The 20,532-nt window shown below is 60.8% G+C and carries 16 protein-coding genes; 15 read left to right on the plus strand and 1 reads right to left on the minus strand.

Features of this window, described 5'->3' with window-relative positions; all coding sequences use genetic code 11:
* Positions 1-547 precede the first annotated feature (547 nt).
* The 13 genes from M0639_RS06465 (at position 548) to M0639_RS06520 (ending at position 16,733) form a co-directional block, all read left to right on the plus strand.
* Positions 548-1,993, plus strand: coding sequence for a tyrosine-protein kinase domain-containing protein (locus tag M0639_RS06465; RefSeq protein ID WP_007726623.1), 1,446 nt, complete (start codon positions 548-550; stop codon positions 1,991-1,993).
* Positions 1,994-2,358: 365 nt separating this feature from the next.
* Positions 2,359-2,709, plus strand: coding sequence for a GNAT family N-acetyltransferase (locus M0639_RS35170; RefSeq protein WP_075832471.1), 351 nt, complete (start codon positions 2,359-2,361; stop codon positions 2,707-2,709).
* A gap of 881 nt (positions 2,710-3,590) precedes the next feature.
* Positions 3,591-5,114 (plus strand): sugar transferase, encoded by a 1,524-nt coding sequence (locus M0639_RS06470; RefSeq protein WP_064074677.1) that lies wholly within the window; start codon positions 3,591-3,593, stop codon positions 5,112-5,114.
* Entirely contained in the window at positions 5,101-6,426 is a 1,326-nt protein-coding gene (locus M0639_RS06475; RefSeq protein WP_064074617.1) for an O-antigen ligase family protein, read from the plus strand. Before M0639_RS06470 ends, M0639_RS06475 begins: the two co-directional genes overlap by 14 nt.
* 1 nt (position 6,427) lies before the next feature.
* Entirely contained in the window at positions 6,428-7,639 is a 1,212-nt protein-coding gene (locus M0639_RS06480; protein ID WP_064074618.1) for a glycosyltransferase family 4 protein, read from the plus strand.
* A complete protein-coding gene (locus tag M0639_RS06485; RefSeq protein ID WP_058038963.1) occupies positions 7,636-8,847 on the plus strand; it encodes an MATE family efflux transporter in 1,212 nt (403 codons plus the stop codon). The genes M0639_RS06480 and M0639_RS06485 overlap by 4 nt, the downstream gene beginning before the upstream one ends.
* A complete protein-coding gene (locus M0639_RS06490) occupies positions 8,844-9,740 on the plus strand; it encodes a glycosyltransferase family 2 protein (protein ID WP_064074619.1) in 897 nt (298 codons plus the stop codon). The genes M0639_RS06485 and M0639_RS06490 overlap by 4 nt, the downstream gene beginning before the upstream one ends.
* Complete coding sequence (locus tag M0639_RS06495) at positions 9,737-10,903, plus strand: glycosyltransferase family 4 protein (RefSeq protein WP_042452263.1); 1,167 nt, start codon at positions 9,737-9,739, stop codon at positions 10,901-10,903. Before M0639_RS06490 ends, M0639_RS06495 begins: the two co-directional genes overlap by 4 nt.
* 5 nt (positions 10,904-10,908) lie before the next feature.
* Positions 10,909-11,703 (plus strand): WecB/TagA/CpsF family glycosyltransferase, encoded by a 795-nt coding sequence (locus M0639_RS06500; RefSeq protein WP_042452261.1) that lies wholly within the window; start codon positions 10,909-10,911, stop codon positions 11,701-11,703.
* A 97-nt stretch (positions 11,704-11,800) separates the two neighbouring features.
* Complete coding sequence (gene gmd, locus M0639_RS06505; protein WP_007726640.1) at positions 11,801-12,832, plus strand: GDP-mannose 4,6-dehydratase; 1,032 nt, start codon at positions 11,801-11,803, stop codon at positions 12,830-12,832.
* Entirely contained in the window at positions 12,829-13,797 is a 969-nt protein-coding gene (locus tag M0639_RS06510; protein WP_054187595.1) for a GDP-L-fucose synthase family protein, read from the plus strand. The genes gmd and M0639_RS06510 overlap by 4 nt, the downstream gene beginning before the upstream one ends.
* Positions 13,798-13,852: 55 nt before the next feature.
* On the plus strand, positions 13,853-15,178 hold the full coding sequence (locus M0639_RS06515) for a UDP-glucose dehydrogenase family protein (RefSeq protein ID WP_058038966.1): 1,326 nt from the start codon (positions 13,853-13,855) through the stop codon (positions 15,176-15,178).
* Between the two features lie 130 nt (positions 15,179-15,308).
* Complete coding sequence (locus M0639_RS06520) at positions 15,309-16,733, plus strand: tyrosine-protein kinase domain-containing protein (protein ID WP_064074620.1); 1,425 nt, start codon at positions 15,309-15,311, stop codon at positions 16,731-16,733.
* On the opposite strand, the gene M0639_RS06525 is transcribed toward M0639_RS06520, so the two are convergent.
* Positions 16,705-17,229, minus strand: a complete 525-nt coding sequence (locus M0639_RS06525; protein ID WP_058038968.1) for an arsenate reductase/protein-tyrosine-phosphatase family protein — start codon at positions 17,227-17,229, stop codon at positions 16,705-16,707. The genes M0639_RS06520 and M0639_RS06525 overlap by 29 nt on opposite strands.
* A gap of 108 nt (positions 17,230-17,337) precedes the next feature.
* On the opposite strand from M0639_RS06525, the gene M0639_RS06530 reads away from it, so the two are divergent.
* Both M0639_RS06530 and M0639_RS06535 read left to right on the plus strand, forming a co-directional pair.
* Positions 17,338-18,657, plus strand: a complete 1,320-nt coding sequence (locus tag M0639_RS06530) for a UDP-glucose dehydrogenase family protein (protein ID WP_007726649.1) — start codon at positions 17,338-17,340, stop codon at positions 18,655-18,657.
* Between the two features lie 149 nt (positions 18,658-18,806).
* Complete coding sequence (locus M0639_RS06535) at positions 18,807-20,483, plus strand: DUF7159 family protein (RefSeq protein WP_231915220.1); 1,677 nt, start codon at positions 18,807-18,809, stop codon at positions 20,481-20,483.
* Positions 20,484-20,532 lie beyond the last annotated feature (49 nt).

A 20,532-nucleotide genomic window follows, 5' to 3' on the forward strand; every position in this document is an offset into this window, starting at 1 on the left:
GGCCGGGGGAGATGCTGGGATAGCCGCTCGTGCATCACAGGGTGAGGGGCATGTTGCCTTGTTCGGTTGGTATGCATCGACTTCCGGCGGCAAGTTGCGTAGTTGGTCGTCGACGGACGTTAGTCCTACGGCCCGCTGTGGTATATGACCCTTTCATGGTCGGCACAGTCGACTGACGATGTCTAGGAAGTTTCGAGGCTCCGTTGCGGTGGTGAAAAGACCAATGACGCAGTAGAGTTCAGCCTGGCTGCACGTTGTGTCTGCTCTGCGCGATGTGTGAGTGGGCCCGATGTCAGTGTCGCGGGTTTGTCAGTGTCGCGTGTTCGCCACTTCCCGATCATGCATCGGCCAGGAAGTGAGATGTGTGAGATGCCGTGAAGGCCTCTCCCCCCTGGCTGTTTCGGCAAATACCTCGCGCTGTGACGCAGGGACACGCGATAGAAGATTGGCTGCCTCGTTCAGCCTGCATTGAGTGCAGCGGCTCGACAGCGGCTGTCGATTACTACTCGAAGACGTGATACGTGTTCGAGCCGAAGGAGATTCGACGATGGATGTACGGGACTACCTGAAGATTTTGCAGGCACGGTGGAAGATAGTCGCTGTCGTCACTGTGGTCGTGATCTTGGGCGCATTGGGCGCCTCGTTGATTGCCACGCCGATCTACCAGGCTTCCACGCGCCTGTTCGTGTCGACTTCTACCGGAACAACCGTGAACGAGGCTTACCAAGGTAACCAGCTCTCACAGCAGTTGGTCACTTCCTACGCCAAGCTCCTTACCGGCGAGACACTGGCACAGAGAACGATCGATTCAGTCGGGCCCGATCGACTCGGCGGGCTTTCCGCTGCGGAGATTTCGTCCAAGGTGACCGCCACATCGGCGCCGGATACAGTCCTGCTCGATTTGAGCGTGCAAGATGCGTCGCCTGAACTGGCACGTGAAATCGCAAATGCGCTCTCGGACGAGTTTGTCGTGATGGTCAAAGATCTGGGTACGCCCGCAAATGGTGGCACAGCACCTGCGCGCGTCGTTGTCGAACAGCGAGCACAAACTCCCGCGGAACCGGTGTCGCCGAAGACTTCGCGGAACGTGGCGCTCGGTGCCGCGATCGGGCTTCTGCTGGGGATCGGGTTGGCTGTGGTGCGTGATCGCCTGGACAACACCGTCAAAGAGCGCAAGGTGGTCGAAGACATCGCCGGCGCGGCGATGGTGGGAACAATTCCGTTCGACAAGGAACGCGAAGTTCATCAAGCGATCAACTTCCACGAGGGCAACTCCGCAAGTGCCGAGGCGTACCGCGAGCTGCGAACCAATCTGCAGTTCCTGGCCGTGGATCGCCCACCGAGTGTCATCGTCGTTACGAGTTCTCTTCCCTCCGAGGGAAAGACCACGACTGCGGTGAACATCGCACTTGTGTTGGCCGAGGCAGGCAAGAAGGTGTGTCTCGTCGAAGGTGACCTCCGTAAGCCTCGCGTTTCGAAGTATCTGGGACTTATCGGAAGCGTTGGTCTGAGCTCGGTCCTGGCCGGGCAAGCAGATCTCGACGACGTACTTCAAGTCACGAGCAATGCTGACCTGACGGTTCTTGCCTCAGGTCCGATTCCCCCGAACCCGAGCGAACTTCTGGGCACTGACACTGCCCATGCGGTCTTTACCGATCTCCGCAGAAGGTTCGACTACGTCATCATCGACGCCTCGCCGTTGCTTCCGGTTACGGATGCTGCAGTTCTTTCAGCGCTGGCGGACGGTGCGCTAGTGATTGCTCGTCACGGCACGACGAAGAGGGAACAGCTGAGCAGGGCGGTCGGCAATCTCCACAGTGTGGGCGCGACGATTCTCGGTACTGTCATCACGATGACCCCGCTGAACGGTCGTGGTGTCTACGAGTACAAGTACTACTACGATTCCGATCCGGTTGTCGCTGACGTGGCCGTGGAAGGGTCCGTGGACAGCAATCCAGTCGGCGAACGAAAGGTCACGTCGACAGTCATCTGACCTGGTCGTACGTTAAATCCCGACGCCTCACAGGGCCCTCGAGCAATGCTCGAGGGCCCTTCTCTGTGTGGCGAATCGGACGCAATTCTCTAGTCGGGTCCTCTGAGTCTGCGACGCGCAGTGCGGAATACGGGTTCATCGGCCGTCGCAGTAATCGGGTAGGCACGGGCATGCGGGATGTGACGCTGCGGTCTGAGCTGTCCCTGCTTGACCAGTGCCTCTATGACTGTCGATCTGGTTGCGCCCGACGGGGCCTTGGGCGTCTTGGTTGGAATCGCGTAGCGAGTGTGGCGGACCGCAGGCGGACCAGCCCGATTCGGCCTCGAGAGTTTCGCAACGCCTAGATGTCGATCTGGCATCCCTCGATGGATTTGGACAGCGGGTGCGGGGGTTGTCGGCCAGCTGCGACTCAGCATGAACGAGTTCTTGGCCGATGTCGGTGGTCATATCGGCCACGGGTCCGTCGGTCGGAGGGCCGGAAAGGGATAGCGTCGACTGCTCTGGGTGAGGCGCTCGCGTATGTCGGCGACCCGGTGGGGCTCAGTCGCGTCCTGGTTACCTGCGACGAAAGGAACCCGGTTTCGCGTAAGGCAATCGAAGCGTGCGGGGGTTTACTCGAGAGCGTGCGCCCAGCTGATCAGTTGTCCCGCAATGTCGGTTGTTCGAGAGACACGCTCCGCTACTGGGTGCGAACGAGCGTGTCGAGCGTCCGTTGACCCTACACGGCCACACACGTTTGCCATGGCCATAGCCATAGCCATAGCCATCGGTAGCAGTCGCCCCGCTTTGCAGCCGAGCGGCTGCGCAACTCGCATGTCCCTAATTGGGCTGTGCTGCAACTATTTCAGGACATCACCGGCGATCGCTGGCGGTCCACACTCCTCCTTTTGCATGTCTGAATTCTCGGTGTCGCCCGATCGTAGGTTCGCGCAATGCCGGCCAGGAGTAGGTAAGACGCCCAGAGGCGAAGTGTCGAACAATCGTCCAGGGCTGAGTCGACGCTGAGCGCATCAAAGTATGGATTGCAGAGTGTTTACCAACCGCGTGCTGGTTTCCGTCCAAACGCGGAGCCCAAATGGGCTAGGCGATGAAAACTATAGGTACGCAATGGTAATGGTGAGCAATGTTCACTCCTTCTTGTCGGAGGGTGAATAACTGACGTCAATGCTGGCGTCGGGAAGAACTTCGGAAAGCGCTATTGCCACGCTGTCCGGAATGTGGCAAACTCCTCACTGGTACTGACCAGCTAGCCGAAGAGTTGCCAAGATGTGAGTCCTGGCAATATCGAGGCCGGCGACGTCAGCGGGCGAGGAGAAATCGCCGATCGTCCTGTGTTTGGGTTGTTAGTGGACTCTGCTTCAATCATGGGGTGTGAGCTGCGGCAATGCCGCAATAATCGACAGTTGGGCCGAGGCCTGACAATAGTCGCCGGGTTAACTGCAAGGCGCACGTAATGCGACCATACGCACTGAACGCAGCAATGCGGAGCAGTTGCTTCGCTGTCGAAGTTTCGGGAATCGGCAAGGCGGTCCGATGGACCTCGGCCGGTGAACATCTTCAGGCCGAATTCTGTGCATGGGGAAAGGTTTCTGAACACATGACGGTTCTCGAGATGGCCGCGCCCACGAAAGAGCGGCCACAACAACACCGACGAGTAACGCCGGAGAGGGCCGGTGGAGTTTCCGCACGCAGGAAATGGCAATCTGCGTATCTTCGTCGTCTGGCGATCACCGACACGATCATCGTTGCGGCAGTTGTGTTTCTGGCTCAATGGTGGCGATTCGGTAGCGACGCGGATGTCGTCGACGGTGAAGCATTCGGCCATTTCAGCTACACCGCACTGTCTTTCGCCCTGATTATCGGCTGGTTTGCCGTACTGAGGGTATTTCGGACCAGATCTCCTCGTGTGATCGGAAGCGGCCCTGAAGAGTACCGATTGATCGCTGTCGGAACGCTCCGCCTGTTCGGACTGATTGCGATCGCCAGCCTTCTCCTTCACCTGGAGATCGCGCGCCTGTACCTTGCCGTGGCGTTTCCGATGGGATTGACCGCCTTGATCGCGAGTCGTTGGATCTGGCGACGGGTGATTGCTCGTGAGCGAGCCCGAGGTGAATTTCGAACTGCCGTACTTGTGGTCGGTGTGCGAGGGGCGGTTGTCGATCTTGCACGCAACCTCGAGCGCGACGATGCCCATGGATACCGAGTTGTCGGAGTCTGCGTACCCGGCTACGGAGGAGACGTGGGCGAAGTTGTCACAGTGAACGGTCGGGACATTCCGGTGCTCGGAGACGAGCACAGTGTCACCGACGCACTCGAACAGGTCGGTGCCGACACGGTGGCGGTGACGGCGTCGGAGCGGTTCGGACCGGAAGGGCTGCGCAAGCTGGCCTGGGATCTCGAGCGCGATCATGTGGACCTTGTTGTCGCACCGGGGATTCTGGATGTGTCCGGGCCGAGGCTCTCGATGCGCCCGGTCGCAGGATTTCCGCTGATTCATGTCGAGCGTCCGCGCTATCACGGCGCACAGAAGTTCTCGAAGACGACCTTCGACGTTGCTTTCGCGGCGCTCGTGCTGGCCGTGATCAGTCCGGTGCTTCTGGCGGCTGCGATCGCCGTCAAGCTCACGAGCAAGGGTCCGGTTCTGTACAAGTCGGAGCGGATGGGGTTGGACGGTCAGCCGTTCCCCATGCTCAAGTTCCGCTCGATGGTCCAGAATGCGGATTCACAGGTCACGGCACTGATGAAGGAGAACGAAGGCGCCGGAGTGCTTTTCAAGATGCGAGACGATCCGCGTGTGACGACGGTAGGTCGATTCATGCGCCGATACTCGATCGACGAGTTGCCCCAGTTCGTCAATGTCCTCCGGCGAGAGATGAGTGTTGTAGGACCGCGGCCACCGCTTCGGCGCGAGGTCGAGATGTACGACGACGCGGTCAGTCGTCGGCTACTGGTCAAGCCCGGTGTCACCGGCCTGTGGCAGGTCAGTGGACGTTCTGATCTTTCGTGGGAAGACACTGTCCGCCTGGACCTTTCCTACGTCGACAACTGGTCGATGATGGGTGACGTCATGATCGTCGCGAAGACGCTCAAGGCGGTGGTGGGAAGTGATGGCGCCTACTGACAAGAAGGCGGTACCGGCGCCTTGCGAAAATGAGGCGCCGAACAATCCGCTGATCTTGCGAACGGCATTGGTGATCGCGGTCATCGGCGCGAGCGGAGCCTTTCAGGCGTACACGCAGAGGACAGCGCTCGGATCGTTGCTCGTACACGGTTCGGCCGTTCTTTCGGCGACACTTGCGTTGGTCTACTTCCTCGACCGGCGATACTCACGCAATACGACGTGGCCTGTCTTCACGCTTATGATCTCGGCCGGCGTCCCGGCAACCAGCTGGTACTGGTCGACACTGCCCCGGAACTCCGCCGTCGCCGGCATCGTCGTCGTGTGCCTGGCGATCACGGGAATCATCGTCGCCCGTGAGTTGACCTTCGCGGTGCGAGTGCGGACTGTTGCCCTCACCTTGCTGGTACTTCTCGTGCTGTCGCTGATGGTCGTGTTCCTCGATCCTTCGACTGGCATCGACGTGGACACCCGCGCCGTTGCTTATCGCGGAATCTTCACGCACAAAAACACTTTGGGACGAATGGCTGCCATCGAAGTTGTACTTGTCGGTGTCATGCTCATGCTTCCCGACATCAAGCGTATTCCGTGGGTGGCGGCGCTTGCTGTCGCCGGCATCGTGTTGTTCGAGGCCCGGAGCCAGACCGGTCTCGTCGCTGCAGGGATTGCGCTGGCGACAATGCTTGCTCTGAGGTGCTTTAGACGGACACCGAACGCTCACCTCGCCTCGACTGTGATCATCGGCCTGTACCTCGGGGTGTCCGGCGCGATGAAGGTGCTCGGACCCGATGTCGCGGCGCTACTCTCGCGAGATGTCACGCTGACCGGCCGGTTACATCTCTGGACGGTATCCGACTACTACGCCGAACAGCGGCCTCTGCTCGGATGGGGCTTCGGCTCGGTGTGGGCGCCGGACAGTGCAGTGGGGCAGATGATTCGGTCAAAGCTGTCCTTTCCGGCGACCAGCGCACACAACGGAATGCTCGACATTCGGCTGCAGATCGGTTGGATCGGATTCCTGCTGCTGTTGGCCGGCTATTACCTGCTTCTAAGCACGGCGCTCGGGCGAGCCCGCAGCAGAACGGAGTACATCGCCGTCGTCGCGATCATGGCTCTCGTCTTCTCGATGGACTTGACGGAGTCGACGCTCTTCTTCGGCGCCATGTGGCTGATCGCATGGGTCTTCCTGGCGCCGTACGGACCCTCGACCCACCGCTCCCACAATGCGGGCAACGCCGAGTTGTCGATCCGTGGGGTTCGTGCCGACAAGAACGACGCGTACAGGTTCGCTCCGGAGCGAAGAGGAGGTCACTGAGATGTACAAGTCGTTCGATGTAGCGCGTTCGAAGCCCGAAGTGAACCCGACGTCCGCCGGTGGATTCACGCCGCCGAAAGCCTTGATGTTCCATGCGATCTATCGGAATCCGGGTGGTGAGGAGCAGAGCTTCGCCAACGAATCCAAGCTCCTGAAATCGATCGGATACGAGACGGTTCAGTGCACCACCGAGAATTCCAAGATCTCCCGGGGACCGTGGGCGGCAGTCACCGCAGTGTTCAGTCCTCGCGTACTCGTCGATGCGTTGCGCATCATCCGTTCGGAGCGCCCCGACGTCATCTACGTGAACAATCTCTGGCCGGCGTTCTCGGCTTCGTTGCTCGTGGCCTCAAGAGCCGCCGCAATTCCTACGTTGCAGGCGGTTCGGAACTATCGCCTCGCCACACCGTCAGCCAAGTTGCGCGCAGATGGCACGTGCACCGAATGCGGTTCCACCAAATACTTCACGAGTTGTGTCCGCAACGGATGCTACGGAAACAGCCGACTGCAGAGCCTTGTCTGCTACCTGAGCGCTACGGCGGTCAAGCTGAGCGTCTTTGGGTGGAAGCAGCACAGGTTCGTCGCAACGAGCGCGATGACAGCACGTCTGGTCGAAGGACGACTGATCAGTTCTGGCCGCGTCGTGGTTCGTCCGAACTTCGGATTCGAAGAAAATGAACCCGAGTTTCGGAGCACTGATTCGGTTGTGTGCGTCAGCCGACTGACACCGGAGAAGGGCGTCCTGGATTTGGTGCGCAACTGGCCGCAGGGCGCTGGAAGTCCCTCGCTCACAGTTCTCGGTGACGGACCGCAGTACGGCGAGATCTCCAGCATAAGCGCAGCTCTCGACAACGTCACGCTGGCCGGATTCACTTCGCACGAAGATGTGATCGAGATACTTCGCGACAGTGCGGCGTCCGTGGTGCCGTCTCAATGGGCAGAACCGTTCGGACGCGTTGCGATCGAATCGATGTCGGTTGGCACCCCGGTCATCTACGCAACCAACGGTGCACTCGCGGACATCGTCGGACCGGGCGGAACGCCTCTCCATACCTTGGAAGAGTCGTCGATACGCGAGGCCCTCGATCGAATCTTCGGAGCGGACGATCGATCGGCGATACGCAGATCCGCTTATCGTCACTACTCGAATCGCTTCACATCGCGCAAAGCGGCGACGTCGATGCGTGAGCTCATCGACGAGGTGAGATCGTGAAAGATCGCACTCGGCATGTGACATTCATGGCCGATCAAGGGCTTTCGAGCGTCCTCACTTTTGTCGTTCTCACCTCGGTGGCACGACTCGGTGGTCCGATCGAAGTCGGCCAGGTTGCCGTGATTCAATCGGCGGGTCTGTTGGCACTGGCACTGGGGAGAGCGATCGGCGTCGACGTCTGGCTGTCGCGAGGGGCGGGGTCTGACGAGCGTGGACCGGCGTTGGCGCCCACGATCGTGCTGGCGGCGGTATCGGTGACATCGGTGTGGGCACTGTTCGTGATCGCCGGCTCGGACTCGATGAATCTCACGGTATACGCCTTGGCTGCAGCTGGTTTCGTGGTGTTGGACGTGATACGCACGATGCTGATGCACGACGGTGCGAGTTGGATCTCTGTGTCGATACAGATCGTGACACTCTCGTTCGTCCTTATTGCAGCTTTCCTGGTCGAGAATCTGACACTTGCACTCGTGACCTATACGGTCGGTGTCTTCGTCGCGCTCGCTCTCGGTCACGCATCCATGCGTCTGGTACCGCCGGTACCGTCGATCAGGTACTCGCGCACTCACCGATATAGATCCGTGCCGTTTGCGATCGAGATATTGATGGGATCAGCTGCGCAGCAGGCGATGTTCTTGATACTCACTGTGGTGGCGTCGATCTCGATGATCGGTGAGATCAGAACTGCCCAGACACTGCTCGGTCCGCTGTCCTTGATGTTCGCGGGCATCTCGCCAATTCTGATGCGTAAGTTCGGCAGTGGTGTCGAAGCGATGAGCCCGAGCGAGTGCATGGCACTCGGCCGCCGAGTGGGCTTGCAGATCTTCTGGGTTTCGATCATCTGCGTTTCGCTGATCTGTCTCACGCTCGAGATTCGATTCTCGGGAGTGCGATTGATGGATCATCTGGTCGGGTCGCACTTTCCGAACTTGATACCGGTCATTCTGCTGTGCGGGTTGGCGGTGGCGTTCAACGGGATTCTGCTGGGAGTCGGCACGTCGATCCGCGTCGTGGACAAGACGGGAAACCTCAACAGATTTCGCGCCTTGCTGTTACCTCTGCAGTTTCTGATCGTTCTCGGGGCGGGACTGACCGACAGCGCCGTACCCGTCGCAGGAGCATTGGCCGCGTCGGCGTGCGTCAGCGCGAGCGTCGCACTTCTGGTTTCGATGAACCGTGACGCCCGACCGAAAGTTGACCTCTCATGAAGAATCCCAGCGGCGTCGTAGTGGCGATTCTGACCTTCCGTCGTGAATCGGAACTGGCTGTCTGCATCGACAGCGTCCGGGCATCGATCCAGGCTTCCGGTGCCTCCGCCCAGGTCGTAGTAGGCGACAACGATCCGGAATCCACCACGCCGACGTATGTTGCCGACGGGATCGAACGACTGCATCTCGGATTCGGCGGGGTATCTCCGGCGCGACGTGCGTTCGTCGATCTCGCCCGTGCACGAGATCGTCGTTACATCGTCTTCGTCGACGACGACGAGTACGTCGATGTCGACTGGCTGTCGAATCTCCTCACCTGCGCCGCAGATTTCGACGCAGGTGCTGTGGCCGGTCCTGTGATTCCGGTGGGTCTGCCTGCCTCGGAACTTCCATTGCACACTCGCGTTCGCCATTCGACCGGCACCCCGGTTGCGTCTGCAGGCGCTGGAAATCTGTTGTTGGACCTGAAGGCTTTGAACGGCTTGAACTTCAGTGACGACTGGGATCTACCTGGCGGCGAGGACACCGAGTTCACGCTCAGGATGAGCGCCGGCGGTGTCCGGTTGTTGTGGTGCGACGAGGCGCTTGCGTACGAACCCGTAGGCGAGGATCGGCGTCGGGATTCCTGGCTCTTCGCCCGGTATGTCAACAACGGACGAATCCTCGCGGTCTGTCAGGGACAGCTCGAGCTGCCACTGTTGGCGGCTCAGAGTGCCAAACGCGCTCTGCTCGTCCTCGCGTCGGCGACGTTGATCCCCGTTGCCTTGATCAGTCCACGGATCAAGCGCGTGGTTCTCGACAACGGTGCACGCAACATCGGTTGGTTCTCAGAGCGATTCAGCCGCAGCGATTCTCGGACGCCGCGCGCACAGAGGCTGGTGGTAGCGCGATGACACGGTTGTTGATGACGGCATACGCCTGCGATCCGAATCAGGGGAGTGAATCCGGTGCGGGTTGGGCGCTTCTCTCGGCAGCTTCCGAACTGTGTGAGTCGATCACGGTGGTGACTCGCTCCGGTGAGGCTCCCGCATTGGAATCAGAGTGTGAACAGCTCGGTTGCGAAGTTCGTGTCGTGCGAATAGCGACTTTGCCCGCGGAAGAAGCCGGATCGTACGGTCGATACCTCCGATGGCTCTGGCACACCTCACTGTTCGTTCGGCGTGAAGCGGCAAACTTCGACGTCCTGCATCATGCAACGTTCGCCTCCGACTGGTTGCCCCCACCGGTGCTGTTCGGTGGAGCCGGCGGAGTACGACTGGTATGGGGGCCTGCCGGGGGCAACACCTACCCGCCGATGCCGCTCGCCAGGCGCATCGGTATGCGGTACCTGGCAACCACGGCAGTTCGGACCTGCTCCACGAAAGCCGTTCGGTCACTGACACACATCTTCATGTCCGGACGAGTCGACACTTTCATCGCGATGAACTCCGACAGCGGACGAGGCGCACCGCGGGCACGCAATGTCGTCGTCCAACCCAATTGTGTTCTGGACTACGACGGAATCGAGAAGCAAGCGGTACCCAGACCGAAACGAAGACTCTTGTTCGTAGGAAGACTGTTGCAATACAAAGGAATCGACCTGATTCTGGATGCGCTCGAGCAGCTGGGCACCGATTGGTCCATGACCTTTGTCGGGGAGGGACCCGCCCGCGGGCGGATCGAGAAGTCGCTTCCGTATCGGCGCGGTCAGGTCACGCTTCGCGGATGGCGCGACAGATCGGAAGTGGTAAGCGAGATGGGGGCCTCCTCCGCTCTGCTCTTCCCGAGCATGCACGATTCGGGCGGCTGGGTGGCGGCCGAAGCGGCTGCGGTGGGCCTGCCGGTGGTCTGTTTGGATCTCGGCGGTGTGCCGACACTGGCAGGTAGGAACGCCGTGACGATCCAGGTTGCTCCGGCGTCGACTCTCTCCTCTCGTATCGCTCGATCGATTGTCGAGACCGAGCTTTCTCTCTTTGAACCGCAGCGTGATTGGACTCGGTCCCGGTTGAAATTGGTCTTGTCGCGCAGCTACGGCCAGTGCAATGAACGTCGACATACGAACTCGGAAAAGTGGTGAGACAGATGAGCAGTCCGTTCGAGGTCATCGAGGTGGGTGGCATTCCGTTTGCCGCGACCAATCTCGAGAGAGCTACCGATTGGGTAGTCAACGACAGACGAGAGGGAGCAGGAACCGGAGTCTCCGTGAGGTTGTCGAATTCCTACTGCGTGTCGGCGGCGCACAGTGATCGCGACTACTCCGCGGTTTTGAAGGGTCCGGGTGTGAACTTCGCAGACGGAACCCCGGTCAGCTGGGTGATGCGCCTGATCGGCGGCACCGCCGATCACGTCGGTGTTCGACCAGTCCGGGGTCCGTCGTTCTTCGAGGCCACCCTGGACAAGGGACGCCGCTACAGCCTTCGTCACCATTTTGTCGGCACGACAGAAGAGACGTTGAATCTCTTGACGGATCGAGTCGAGGAGTTGTACCCGGGAATCAAGGTGGCCGGCACATATGCCCCGCCGTTTGCCGCGTTCAGCAAGGAGTTCGTCGACGACATCATCACGAAGATCGATCCGACGTCACCGGACATCGTGTGGGTCGGTCTGGGTGCGCCGAAGCAGGACTTTGTCACGAAGGCGATAGCGGATCGAACCGACTACGTGGCCGTCGGTGTCGGCGCGGCCTTCGACTTCTTGGCCGGAACTGTTTCGGAGGCACCATCTTTCGTCCAGAACTCGGGTTTCGAGTGGTTGTATCGACTTGTATCCGAACCCAAACGTCTGTGGCGGCGCTACCTGTTCGGTAACTCGACATTCATACGGCTGGCATCACGTGACATACGAAAAGTCTTCGGCCGTTTGGGGGGACGCGCATGAGCGAGATCAAGACTGCCGAGCGATTCGGAGGACTACGGACCACAACCGTGGTTTCGCAACTATCAGGCGGGCTGTCCCGCAACGGAAGGAACGCAGGATGAAACGCGCACTGATTACCGGAATCACGGGGCAGGACGGCTCTTACCTTGCCGAGTTGCTGCTCTCCAAAGGCTACGAGGTTCACGGACTGATCCGTCGATCCTCGACGTTCAACACTTCGAGGATCAACCACATCTACGTTGACCCGCACGATGCGGATGCTCGACTTTTTCTTCACTACGGTGACCTCAGTGACGGAGCGCGCCTGGTGACACTACTCGCGCAGATCAAGCCGGACGAGGTGTACAACCTCGCTGCGCAGTCTCACGTCAGGGTCAGCTTCGACGAACCCGAACACACCGGGAACACCACTGGCGTCGGGTCGATCCGACTACTCGAAGCGGTTCGGATGGCCGGACTCGACTGCCGGTTCTACCAGGCGTCGAGTTCCGAGATGTTCGGTGCCACACCGCCACCGCAGAACGAGGAGACACCGTTCTACCCACGTTCGCCCTACGGTGCGGCGAAGGTGTACTCGTACTGGATCACCAAGAACTATCGTGAGGCATACGGGATCTTCGCTGTGAACGGAATTCTGTTCAATCACGAATCCCCGAGGCGTGGTGAGACATTCGTGACGCGGAAGATCACGCGCGCGGTCGCACGCATCCAGGCAGGTATCGAGGATCATCTGTACATGGGCAATCTCGATGCGATTCGCGACTGGGGATATGCGCCGGAGTACGTGGAGGGAATGTGGCGCATGCTGCAGGTCGACGAGCCTGAGGATTTTGTGCTCGCCACCGGTGGCAACTACTCGGTGCGCGACTTCCTGACCGTCGCGTTCGAACATGCAGGTCTGAACTGGGAAAACCACGTTCGATTCGACGAACGGTATCTTCGGCCGACCGAGGTGGACGCACTGATCGGGGATCCGAGTCATGCCGAGCGCAAACTCGGTTGGAAGGCCGGCGTGCACACACCCGAACTGGCCCGGATCATGGTCGAGGCAGACATCGAAGCGCTCGAACACGAAGGGCGACCGTGGATCGACACTCCGGCACTTCCCGACTGGTCGGCGACGCGATGAGTGATTCATTCGCAGCGCGACCACTCGATCGAGGCGCACCGTTCTACGTGGCCGGCCACCGAGGTCTGGTCGGCTCTTCGGTGTGGCGACACCTGGAATCTGCGGGCTTCACCAGGTTGCTCGGAAAGACGTCGGCCGAACTCGATCTACGTGACCGGGAAGCTGCTTTCGATTTCTTCGCCCGCGAAAAGCCGACCAACGTGATCCTCGCAGCAGCAAAAGTTGGGGGGATTGCGGCGAACAGCACTTTCCTCGTCGACTTCCTGTCGGAGAATCTGCGCATCCAGGTGAACGTGCTCGACGCTGCCCTCGCACACGGCGTCGAGCGTCTCCTGTTCCTCGGATCATCTTGCATCTACCCGAAATTGGCACCGCAACCGATCAAGGAGGAATACCTGCTCACCGGGCATCTCGAGCCGACCAACGACGCCTATGCAATAGCAAAGATCGCGGGAATACTCCATGTTCAAGCTGCCAGGCGGCAGCATGGTCGCCCCTGGATCTCAGCTATGCCCACCAACCTGTACGGCCCGGGAGACAATTTCTCGCCGCACGGATCGCACGTACTTCCCGCCCTCGTTCGGCGTTACGACGAGGCGCAGTCGTCGGCAGTCCAGTCGGTTGTCAACTGGGGGAGTGGCAATCCGCGACGTGAATTCCTGCATGTCGACGACTTGGCGTCGGCGTGTCTGCATCTGCTCGACAACTACGACGGTGCATCGCATGTCAACGTCGGAACCGGCGAGGACCACACAATTCGTGAGATCGCTTCGATAGTCGCCACGGAGGTCGGATACACCGGAGAGACGCGGTGGGACACCTCGAAGCCGGACGGAACGATGCAGAAACTGCTGGACGTGAGCATGATTCGGAAACTCGGATGGCGGCCGACAATCGGATTGCGCGAAGGAATCGCGTCGACGATCTCGTGGTACCGCGACAACATCGGTGCCGTACGTACCTGAATCACTTTTCCCATCAACACACTTCGCACACTCTCGAGAAAGCAGATCGAGCAACATGAGCACTCGCATAGCAGTATTCGGCACGGGATACCTGGGCGCGACACACGCGGCCTGTATGGCCGAACTCGGTCACGAGGTCCTCGGAGTGGATGTCGATGCGGCAAAGCTGGAGAAACTGGCAGCAGGTGAAGTTCCGTTCTACGAGCCAGGGTTGGGCGAGGTCCTACGAAACAACATCGATCGAGGGCGACTGAAGTTCACGTCGTCGTACGAGGAAGCCGCAGAATTTGCGGACGTGTTCTTCCTCGGGGTCGGGACGCCGCAGAAGAAGGGTGAGTTCGCCGCGGACATGGTCTACGTGGATGCCGTGATCGAGACTTTGGCGCCGCTGCTCACCAAGCCCGCGGTCATCTTCGGCAAGTCCACGGTACCGGTGGGAACCGCGGAACGGCTCGGTAAGCGCGCGCGGGAACTGGCACCGATCGGTGACAGCGTCGAAGTCGCGTGGAATCCCGAGTTTCTGCGTGAAGGATTTGCCGTCCAGGACACGTTGCACCCGGACCGACTTGTGCTCGGAGTCGATCGAAATGTCCGCGGTCGAGCGGAATCTGTTGCGCGCGAAGTTTATGCAGAGCTCATCGATGCGGAGATTCCGTTTCTCGTCACGGACCTTGCGACGGCGGAGTTGGTGAAAGCGTCAGCGAACGCTTTCCTGGCCACCAAGATCTCGTTCATCAACGCCATCTCCGAAGTGTGCGAGGCCGCTGGCGCCGACGTCACAGTGCTTGCCGACGCGATCGGGCACGACGTTCGGATCGGACGTCGATTCCTCAACGCGGGAATTGGTTTCGGCGGAGGGTGTTTGCCGAAGGACATCCGCGCCTTCATGGCTCGCGCCGGTGAACTCGGTGCCGATCAAGCACTGACGTTCCTGCGCGAAGTCGACAACATCAATATGCGCAGACGTACACGCATGGTCGAACTGGCGCGGGAGGCATGCGGATCGCTTCTCGGTGCGAGAGTCGCAGTTCTGGGTGCCGCGTTCAAACCGGACTCGGACGACGTTCGTGATTCGCCGGCGCTCAACGTCGCGGGTCAGATTCAGCTCCAAGGTGCTGCAGTGAACGTGTACGACCCAAAGGCCATGGACAATTCGCGCGCGCTGTTCCCGACGCTGACCTACTCGGCAAATGCATTGGAGGCCTGCGAAGGTGCCGATGTCGTCCTGGTATTGACCGAGTGGCTCGAATTCTTGAAGTTGCAGCCGTCCGATCTCGATTCGGTGGTTCGCAACAAAGTGATCGTCGACGGGCGCAATTGCCTTTCCCCCGACGACTGGCGAGGCGCAGGTTGGAACTACCGCGGACTGGGACGCCCGTGAGCACAGGACGTCTCGTCCGTCGCAGCTGATCTATATCGAAATTGATAAAGCCCGGTTCGCCCTCGCGGTCCGACCGGCAAAGACCGCTCAGACCCGCAGTGGACATGCGTGAGCCGAAGGAGACATCAAGATGGAAATTGTCGACTACCTGAAGATATTGCAAGCCAGATGGCGAATCGTCGCTGCTGTAACCGTGCTCGGAATCCTCGGAGCCCTTGGCGCTTCTCTTCTTTCGACGCCCGTTTACCAGGCCTCGACGAGGCTGTTCGTTTCGACGTCGGCGGGTACCTCGGTCAACGAGGCACTGCAGGGCAGTCAACTTTCACAGCAGCGAGTTCTGTCCTATACAAAACTCCTGACCGGCCGAACACTCGCACAGCGGACGATCGACGAACTGGGACCGAGGGTGGTCGGCGGGATGTCGGCTGACGAGTTGGCCTCCAAGGTCACTGCGACGTCGGCGCCCGACACTGTGTTGATCGACCTCGCAGTCAAGGACGCGTCACCGGAACTCGCACGCGAGATCGCGAACACTCTCTCATCCGAATTCGTGGCATTGGCAAAGGAACTGGAGACACCCGAGAACGGCGGAACACCGCCTGCACGTGTGGTCGTCGAACAGCAGGCTCAACAGCCGACTGTTCCGGTGTCACCCAAGACTTCGCGCAACCTCGCGCTCGGCGCAGTGGCGGGACTGGTTGTGGGGATCGCGCTTGCGTTGATTCGTGATCGACTCGACAACACGGTGAAAGATCGTCGAACTGTAGAAGAGATCGCGGGTTCGGCGATGGTGGGCACGATCCCGTTCGACAAGGACGTCGAAGTCAATCACGCGATCGCTTTCAGTGACGGAAGTTCCGTGAGTGCCGAAGCCTTCCGTGAGTTGCGCACCAACCTTCAGTTCCTCGAGGTGGACCATCCACCGCGTGTCATCGTCGTCACGAGTTCGCTTCCCTCCGAAGGTAAGACGACCACGGCCGTGAACATCGCTCTCGTCTTGGCGGAGGCCGGCAAATCAGTGTGCCTGATGGAAGGCGACCTCCGGAAGCCGCGAGTATCGAAGTATTTGGGATTGCTCGGAAGTGTCGGCGTCAGTTCGGTGCTCTCCGGTCAAGCGACGCTGGACGATGTGCTTCAGCCGACCGAGTTCGACGGGCTGACAGTGCTCGCCTCCGGACCGATCCCGCCGAACCCGAGCGAACTACTCGGCACGGACACGGCCAAACATGTTCTCGAGGAACTGCGGGCGCGATACGACTACGTCATCATCGACGCCTCGCCGTTGCTACCCGTCACGGATGCCGCGGTCCTGGCCGCGATGTCGGACGGTGCCCTGGTGATCGCCCGACACGGCTCCACGAAGTGCGATCAACTGGCGCGCGCGGTCGGAAACCTACAGAGTGTGGGTGCGCACGTCCTGGGCACTGTCATCACGATGACGCCGTCTCGCGGACGCAATGCGTACGAGTACAGCTACTACTATGAGTCGGACAAGTCGCTACCGCAGTTGACCGCGGTGCCCGCGCTCAACGCTCACCGAAGCGAAGTCGGCTGAGCAGCGGGCCGAGGAGATCGGCGATCTCAAGTCCGATCTCGTGAAACACGTTCTCTTCCTTACCCATCGGATCCATGACGTCCTCGGGTTCGGTGGCACGAAATCGGGGTCTGGCGGCGGCGAGGTCCTCGACAGTTCCTGCATCTGCGAGCGAGCCCAACCGTGCGGCTTCTCGAAGTGTGAACGTGCGCTTGAGCCGCGCCGGAGCCATCGCCAGGACCTTGTCTCGCTGACTTTCGGTCATCGTGAGAATGAGGTCGGCGTCCGAGGCCAGCGCTGTTGTCATGCGTCGGGCTTGAAACTCCGTGGGGTCGCCGCCGAGCCCCGCGAGAACCCTCGCAGCAGTTGGCTCGATCGGGTGTCCGACCATCGCCCGGGTTCCGGCACTCGACGCGGTGAATCCGGTGACCCCGGCTTCGGCGGCATAAGCACGTGCAAGGCGTTCGCCCGTGGGTGATCGGCAGATGTTTCCCGTACAAACGAAGAGAACGTGCATGGCAGAAGCATAGGTTGCACACGCGACGCACTCGTCGTACGCCCGATGTTGGTTTCGCGCCCACCTGGCGTACGCGTTTCGGAAAGTTCGGACGCATACCAACAACACATGAAGATGACCGTGTTCGGAACGGGATACCTGGGGGCGACCCACGCAGTGTGTATGGCCGAACTTGGCCACGACGTGCTGGGAGTCGACATCGACCAGTCCAAGGTCGACAAGTTGTCTCGTGGGGAGGTCCCGTTCTTCGAGCCGGGTCTGACCGACATGCTGGAGAAGAATCTGGCGTCGGGTCGGCTGCAGTTCACGACTTCCTACTCCGATGCCGCGGATTTTGCGGACATCCATTTCGTCGGTGTGGGGACGCCCCAGAAGAAGGGGGAGTACGCCGCAGATCTGAGTCATGTTCATTCGGTGATCGACATGTTGGCGCCGTTGTTGCGAAAGCCTTCGCTGATAGTCGGGAAGTCGACGGTGCCGGTAGGCACGGCAGCGGCTCTCGGCGAGCGACTCCGAGCGACTGCGCCGGCGGGTGGCTCGGTAGAGGTGGCCTGGAATCCGGAGTTCCTGCGTGAAGGACACGCGATCGCGGACACCTTGAGCCCTGACCGGTTGGTTCTGGGGATCGATCGTGACCGGCCGGGAAACGCCGAAGGCGTTCTTCGCGAGGTGTATGCCGAGATACTGGACGCGGGGGTGCCCTTCCTCGTGACCGATCTGGCGACGTCCGAGTTGGTCAAAGGATCTGCGAATGCGTTTCTCGCGACCAAGGTGTCCTTCATCAATGCGATTGCGGAGGTGTGCGAGGCGACCGGGGCCGACGTCACGATGTTGGCCGACGCTCTCGGGTACGACGCTCGGATCGGTAGACGGTTCCTCAATGCGGGCTTGGGGTTCGGCGGTGGTTGCCTGCCGAAGGACATTCGGGCGTTCATGGCACGCGCCGGGGAGTTGGGTGTCGACCAGGCGCTGTACTTCCTCCGCGAGGTCGACAGCATCAACATGCGACGACGGACAAAAGCTGTGGAACTGGTGACGGCAGCCTGCGATGGCAGTTTGCTGGGAGCTAACGTGTCGGTGCTGGGAGCTGCGTTCAAGCCCGAATCCGACGATGTGCGCGATTCGCCTGCGCTCAACGTTGCAGGAATGATGCAGTTGCACGGGGCGGCGGTCACCGTTTTCGATCCGAAGGCAATGGATAATTCTCGCCGACTGTTTCCCACCCTTCACTACGCAACCTCCACGTCAGAAGCTTGCAGGAATGCTGATGTGGTCTTGATCGCCACTGAATGGGACGAGTTCGCCTCACTCGTGCCCGCCGATTTGGAACCACTCGTTCGGCGGCGGGTGATCGTTGACGCCAGAAATTGCCTCGATCCGGACCTGTGGCGCTCCGCCGGTTGGAACTATCGCGGATTGGGGCGGTAGGTCGAACGTCCAGGTAGCGAAAAAATAGCTGCGAGAAGGCCTTAGGTGAGATGCGCGAACCTCGCAGACCATGCCCAGTGGGTAGACTTCCGGCCGGGGAATGACGGGGTCTGGTGACGGAACCCGTCGACGGTCGACGAAGGTGGATCATGAACTTGGTTTTGGGTGTGACGGTGGGAGCCAGCGCTGTGCGTTTGGCGCGCCCGGGGACGCCCGACCACAGTGGTCCGGTGTTCCGATCCAGAGCGGTCGATCGAGGCCGCGAGATTCCCGAGGAAGTCGCAGCGGAGGCAACCGGCGTGGCCTTGACCGAGAATGCCGACCTCGGCAGCAATACGGTCGTCGCCTACCGGGATCAAGCGCAGGCCGGAGCACTCCAAACAGCGTTCGAACAGAAAGGCATCGACAACTTCGAGCTGGTTCCCGAAGTAGTCGCGACGCTTCGAATGCTCGAGGAGTCCGGTGCGTTGACCGACCAGAGCACACTCGTCGTCGTCGACATCGGTAGTTCTGGATCGACGATCAGCATTGTGGACAGGCAGATGCGGTCTACCGTCGTCACCGCCCGGTCGACGCGGGTCAGTGGAGATCACTTCGACGAGCTCGTCTACTCGGATCAGACCGTGCGTCGCCGTATAGCTACGCCGGCCGACCCGGGCGGCGATGCCGAACTGCAGGCGCGATGCCGACTCGCGAAGGAACAGCTGTCCTCACGAAGTGCGGTGTGCCTGCCCGGCCCCGGCGGGCTTCTCCTGCTGTCGCGGGAAGTTTTCGATTCGTTGGTCGTCACGTCGGTGGAGGCCTTCGCACGCGAGATACGAGAGGTCATCGCAACGTCCGGCCGTAACCCCGACGCGATTCTCCTGATCGGTGGCGGTGCACGCATTCCGATCGTGCGGGCGACCCTCGCCGCGTGGCTGGAGTGCCCCCTCATCGCGCCCGAGCAGCCGGAACTCGTGACTGCTCAAGGCGCTGCGCTGATCGCGGAGTCGTCGATGACGCCATCGGCGCGCGCGGTATCTGCCCCGGTTCAGGTTCCGGCTGTAGCGCCGATCTTTGCGCCGTATCCGATCCACACCCCGGCGGAGGTACCCGTTCCGGTTCAGGCGTTCAGCCACGGAGGGGTCGCAACGCTCGCGGAATCGGAGCGGCCGAATGCGTTGTCCGAAGTCACTTCCGGCACGAAGTCCGTTCCGCAAGAACAGGTGCCGAGCCCTTACGCGGCGGAACTGCCTCAGCCGCGACCGAACCGGCACGAGCAACGATTCGATCCGGCCGCAGATCTCGTGGTCGCCGACAGCGACCAGGCCACGGACGGATTCAGCACAGAACGTGACGCAGACACCGAGGCCGTGATGGTTGACGCCCAGGCGTACTCGGCGATGTACGAAGCCGAGGGACCCGGGGCAGGAACCGCACACCCGTCCTGGCTCGCCGGGACACAACCCGTTGAATCGACATCCAAAGAGCCGAGAAACCCGCTACGGTTCGCGGGCCTCGGCGCCGGTGTGATCGCGGCGATCGTGATCGTGGGGCTGGGATTGGGCTACGGAGGAAAGGTCTTCGATTCCGAGGATGCCGGACCCGTGGCAACCGAGGTGACTACGCCGCCGCCGACGACCACGACTACCCCGCCGCCCACGACCACAACGACCCCGCCCCCGACGACGACGGAGGAAGTCCCTCCGGTCGTCGAGGCTCCGCCAGTCGTGCAGGACACTTACGTGCCGCCCGCGCCCGCGCCCGCGCCGCCACCGCCGGCGATCTACATCCCGGGGCTTCCGCCGATTCTGTTGCCGGTTCTCCCACCGATTCCCGGACTCTGAGCAGTTGATTCCTGGACCCTGAGTCGCCGATTCGTGGACTCTGGGGCCG

The sequence above is a fragment of the Rhodococcus qingshengii JCM 15477 genome, from assembly GCF_023221595.1.
Classification (GTDB): Bacteria; Actinomycetota; Actinomycetes; order Mycobacteriales; family Mycobacteriaceae; genus Rhodococcus_F; species Rhodococcus_F qingshengii.